The following is a 3,550-nucleotide window of genomic DNA, read 5'->3' on the forward strand; positions in this document are numbered from 1 at the left end:
GAAATTTTCATATTAATTTACAATATTTTCAAGAGGCATAGCCTAAAATTTGAAATAGCTTAACTCCTACCGGAGAAAATATAGCTTTTTGTGGCTTAATCATAATATATAATATATAACAGTAAATAATACTAATATAACATATCATATAATTAAAAAAAACAAAAAGTGTAGTTTAATTTCTAGGCTTTTTTTATTTGACTTCATATAGAACTTATATTCTATTCTTGTATGAAAATAATTCAGGAGTCTTGTTGTAATTACAAGATAATGTTGTAAGGTTGTCTCTAGTATAATAAATAAATCATGAGGGAATAATCTTAAAGCAACTAATACGTTGAAGGGAATGATGACCTCATGATGTTTAATAAAGTAGAGGTAAGTGGAGTAAATACTTCAAAGTTACCTAAATTAAAAGAAAAGGAAATCAAAGAGTTACTACATAGAATACAAAATGGCGAGTCAGAGTGTAAAGAAGAATTAATCGAAGGAAACTTAAGATTGGTTTTAAGTGTGATAAAGCGATTCAATAGCAGAGGAGAAAATGTAGATGATTTATTTCAAGTAGGCTGTATTGGGTTAATGAAGTCCATTGATAATTTTAATTTAAGCTTAAATGTTAGATTTTCAACATATGCAGTTCCTATGATTATTGGGGAAATAAGAAGATATCTAAGAGACAATAATTCTATAAGAGTTAGCAGGTCTTTAAGGGATATTGCGTATAAATCGTTACAAGTTAAAGATAAATGGGTGAAAGAGTACGATAAAGAGCCTTCTGTGACTGATATAGCAAAAGAATTAGAATTACCAAGAGAAGATGTGGTATTTGCACTAGATGCTATACAATCTCCCATATCGTTATTTCAACCAATTTACCATGATGACGGAGATGAAGTTTATGTAATGGATCAAATTAGAGACACTAAAAACTTAGATGATAGTTGGATTGAAAATATATCAATTAAAGAGGGAATGAAGAAATTAAAGGATAGGGAAAAATTAATTCTAAATATGAGGTTTTTCGATGGGAAAACTCAGATGGAAGTGGCTGATGAAGTAGGTATATCCCAAGCGCAAGTTTCAAGAGTGGAAAAAAATGCGTTAAAACACATGAAAAAGTATGTATAAGGTCCTTGTATTTGTCAAGTGAAAACTGGTTCTCCCCCAATTTTGGTGAAATTAATATGCATTATAATAAAGTCAAATTTACTATCCAATGTTTTGCAAATTTATTAGTAATTATTACAAAAAAAATTGATTATTCAGTAGCGAATATTCCATATAAGTCACAATTATATGGAGGGTATAGAAATGGACTTAAATTCATTTTTTCCAGCTGAATATGTAATTAGTGAATTAGATACTTTTTAAAATAATATTATGCTAAAAATTATGAGTACTAAAAAATCATGTAAATGTCCAATTTGTGATACTGAGTCATCAAAGGTTCATAGTCTTTATAATCGGTTTATACTTGATTTAAGTATTATAGATAAAAGCTTAAGCATTTATTTAACATCAAGAAAATTTGTCTGTATAAACAAATTATTCCATAGAATTATATTTACGGAGAGATATCAGACTTTAATAATACCCTATGCTAGAAGAACACATAGATTAAATGAAAGTCTTAAGAAACTTGCTTTCTCAATGAGTAGTGAGGCTGCTTCAAGGATGTCCAAATATACGTTAGTGCCTTTAAGTGCTAATACATTTTTGAGGATAATAAGAAGTGAATCTATTATAATTAATTCCGAATATGAGAATATCGCCATAGATGATTTTGTATTTCATAAAGGGATAACTTATGGAACAATTATATGTGATTTAGATACCCATAAACCAGTTGATCTTTTAGAAGATAGGACGAAGAATACTCTTTCTGATTGGCTTAAAAGTCACATAGATATTAAAATAGTGACAAGAGATAGATCCAATGCCTATTCAAAGGCAATAGATGATACGCTACCACCATCAGCAATACAAATTGCAGATAAGTTTCATTTGCTCAAAAACATGAGCAATAACTTAACAGAAATTTTGAAATCAAAATATACTGTAGGAGTTACTATTGAAAATATTACGTGTATTAACAATTTCTCAGTTGAGCCCATAAAGCCAACTACTAAATATGAGATTGAAAGAGAAGCTCTAAAAGTAGGAAAAATGAAGATAATAAATAAAACTAAGAAGTTTCACAAAGATGGAGTAACATTAAAAAATATTATGAAAATAGTAGGGATAAGTAAAAAAACTGTATATAGATATTTGAATAGGATGGAAGCTCCATATAGCGCAGTAAAGTATAGGTGGAGCTGTTTAGATGAATATATTGCAGAAATAGAGTCAGCCTTTCTAGCTAAGATTAAAGCAAAAGACATATTAACATTAATAAAAGAAAAAGGATATATAGGTTCTGATAGCCTTTTAGGAATGCATTTATCCAAAATCAAAAAACAACTTAATAACATTAATTATAGTAATATTGTTAATAAAAAGCTATATAAAAGAGAAAAAATTGCAAAGCTGTTTTGGAAACATTATGATCAACTAAATATCGATGATAAAGATTCTCTAAATAATATAATTAGTATTTCGATGGATCTAAGTAAGATATATCAATCAGTTCAAAGCTATAGATCTATATTTGATCAAAAATCTATTGAGTCTTTGTAAATATGGATCAAGAACAATATTTGTATAGAGATTCCAGCTCTAAGTAAATTTGCAAAAACGCTTAAGAGAGATTTTGATGCAGTTTCAAATTCACTCTTATATAATTATACAAATGGGCTATTAGAGGGACAAGTTAATAGGCTAAAAACAATTAAACGAATGATGTATGGAAGAGCAAACTTCGACCTATTAAGGCAGAGGGTTCTTTACCAATTTTGAACTTAAATTTTTTTGATTTAAAATTAGTAAAGAACATACAGTTTTTTCACCAAAATTGGGGGAGAACCACTTTTAGATTAACATATACAACATAAAGACTGTTCAAGCTATATTCAGAGAAAAAATAACAGAAACCGATGCTAAATCACTGTTAACCGATGCTAGAGGCAATGTTAATCTCATCAAAGAAAAGTATGACCTACCTAGAAAATTAGATATTAGTAATGTTGTTGGTTGGGTTCGTGATGCTATCAAAGGTGATTACAAAGCACCAAAGGGTAAAGCTAATATTGTTGGTTCGTTCAATGACTATGAGCAGAGAAAGTATGATTTCGGCAAGTTAGAAGATAAATTATTAGATAAGGATGTTAGCAAAACTATTGAGGAATATAGTATTAGTTGGGAAGAAAAGTTAGTTGAATACAAAGCAACGAAGCCTTCAATATAATTTATTTTCAAGTCATCAATCTTGTCTATTCTCCACCAGGTATCTTCAAACAATTTGAGATTGCTGTTGTCATGTATTTAATTAGAGAGTAGCTGTAGACTTGTAGTTTAATATATCCTGATAATATAAGTGATTTGCAAATTTAAGTAACCTTTAAAATATAAAAAGGATAAATGAATGTGTTAATTAAATTTAACATTCCTT

The 3,550-nt window shown here is 28.6% G+C and carries 3 protein-coding genes; all 3 read left to right on the plus strand.

What is annotated here, in order from left to right; genetic code table 11:
- Window positions 1-357 precede the first annotated feature (357 nt).
- The 3 genes from sigG to KPL38_RS19890 all read left to right on the plus strand — a co-directional run bounded on the left by sigG (window position 358) and on the right by KPL38_RS19890 (window position 2,898).
- Window positions 358-1,131, plus strand: a complete 774-nt coding sequence (gene sigG, locus KPL38_RS18645; RefSeq protein ID WP_216290634.1) for an RNA polymerase sporulation sigma factor SigG — start codon at window positions 358-360, stop codon at window positions 1,129-1,131.
- Between the two features lie 264 nt (window positions 1,132-1,395).
- Window positions 1,396-2,679, plus strand: a complete 1,284-nt coding sequence (locus tag KPL38_RS18650; protein ID WP_216290635.1) for an ISL3 family transposase — start codon at window positions 1,396-1,398, stop codon at window positions 2,677-2,679.
- Window positions 2,680-2,685: 6 nt separating this feature from the next.
- Window positions 2,686-2,898 carry a transposase gene (locus KPL38_RS19890; RefSeq protein WP_376769048.1) on the plus strand — a complete coding sequence of 71 codons (213 nt, stop codon included), beginning with the start codon at window positions 2,686-2,688 and terminating at the stop codon, window positions 2,896-2,898.
- Window positions 2,899-3,550 lie beyond the last annotated feature (652 nt).

The organism is Clostridium psychrophilum, from assembly GCF_018861705.1.
GTDB lineage: Bacteria > Bacillota > Clostridia > Clostridiales > Clostridiaceae > Clostridium_AD > Clostridium_AD psychrophilum.